The sequence below is a fragment of the Blautia sp. DFI.6.71 genome (assembly GCF_020593585.1).
GTDB lineage: Bacteria > Bacillota > Clostridia > Lachnospirales > Lachnospiraceae > Blautia_A > Blautia_A wexlerae.
Genome location: NZ_JAJDMJ010000116.1, coordinates 1 through 1,754, shown reverse-complemented (window position 1 = coordinate 1,754; position 1,754 = coordinate 1). Strand labels below are relative to the sequence as shown.

Below are 1,754 nucleotides of genomic sequence, written 5' to 3'. Positions count from 1 at the left end.
TAGGCGTTTGCGAAACGCCAAAAGCCGCATAAATACGGCATTTTTTTGTTGTTAAAATAAAATATCTCCTCAAGGTTTATGGTAAAATAGAGTTGCGAAAAACTATAAACCAATCCACCAAAAGGAGATATACCTATATGATAACACATAAGCAGCTCACTTTGGCAGAAGTTTTTGAAGATTGCCAAAAGAAATTCGACAACGACAAATACCAGTTCCTTTCACTTCTTGATGAAGCCATTAACCTTGATGAAATTGTTCCTGTTTCTTTTATTACTCATTTTCACGCTTCAACCGGAAGACCTCGTAAGCACCAGCTTTATCCAATGCTTAAAGCTTTTCTGATTCAGCGTATATTCTCAATCCCGACTGATATGCTCCTGATCGTTTTCTTGAAATACTCTCAGGAATTACGTGATTTCTGTGGCTTTGATGTTGTTCCTGATGCCTCAAAATTTACCCGTTTTAAACAGGATTTCCTGATGGACTTACAATCTTTGTTCGATCACATGGTTGATATGACCGAACCGATATGCCAAAAACTTGATCCTCATCTGGCAGCTATGACCATCTTCGATACCTCTGGCATTGAAGCCTGGGTAACTGAAAATAATCCAAAATACGTAAACCGTATTATCAAGCAGTTAAAGGCTTTCAAGAAATCCCATAACCTTGATGATTCCTATGATCCTTATAAGGCTGCTTATGGTTCCATGCCTACGCATGCTGCTTCCAATCAGGCAATCCAGCAGATGTACATTAATGGACATTTCTGTTACGCCTATAAGTTTGGCATTGTAACCAACGGACTTGGTATTGTCCGTGATATCACTTTCTATAACAAAGAGTTCCTAAAGGCTCATCCGGATATCGTTGTGGAAAAGAAATCTGACTCTCCTGATGAGGATAAATCTCTTGCCGATTCAAAAGCCCTGCTTCCTGTCCTGGTTGATTTCTTTCAGAAACATCCGCTTATCGCCCCTAAGACTTTTCTTGGTGATGCTGCTTTTGACACGATTGAAATCTACAAATCTCTTTTCGGTGAAATTGGATTTGAAAAAGCATTTATTCCTCTCCGCGTAAAACTTTCTATGGAAGATAACGGTTATACTATCAACGAAAATGCTGTTCCCTGTTGTCCTCATGATCCTTCGCTTCCTATGAAAAGAGAAGGTAGTAAATCACACTTAAAAAGCAAAATTCCCACGATGAAATTTGTCTGCCCGAAAATGAAATGGGAATACAATAAAGCAGATAAAACAAAACGCCGTGTATGCCATTGTGATAATCCCTGCACAACATCTTCCTGTGGAAGAATGATTTACGTTTATCCCGAAAAGAATCTTCGTGCCTATCCCGGAGTGGAACGAGGTTCAGAAGAATGGGAAAAAACATATAAAATCCGTGTAAACGTTGAAAAATCTATTAACCACTTTAAAGACAGCTTTTGCGTAGCTAATCGTAAGACCCAGAACGAAAAAACGCTTCATGCCGATTTACTTTTGGCTGGCATAGCTCAACTTGTTACAGTAATCGTTGCTGATAAAATTCATCAACATCAATACATTCGAAGTCTTAAGCCTTTGATTGCTTAAAATTGAGATTTTATAAATTTTTCTGCTTCATACTAACTATGAAGCCTTTTTGTCATGCCCTAAATGAATGACTGCCACCTTCCATTCCAGGAATCCTGCATTGCAGGATTCTATCCTTGTTTTCAATCAAGATTGCGAACTTGTTTCGCAATTACCTAT

The 1,754-nt window shown here is 38.4% G+C and carries 1 pseudogene; it reads left to right on the top strand.

The features are described 5' to 3' along the window. Positions 1–137: 137 nt before the first annotated feature. Positions 138–1,515: pseudogene (locus LJE12_RS19450) on the top strand (transposase). Positions 1,516–1,754: the final 239 nt, after the last annotated feature.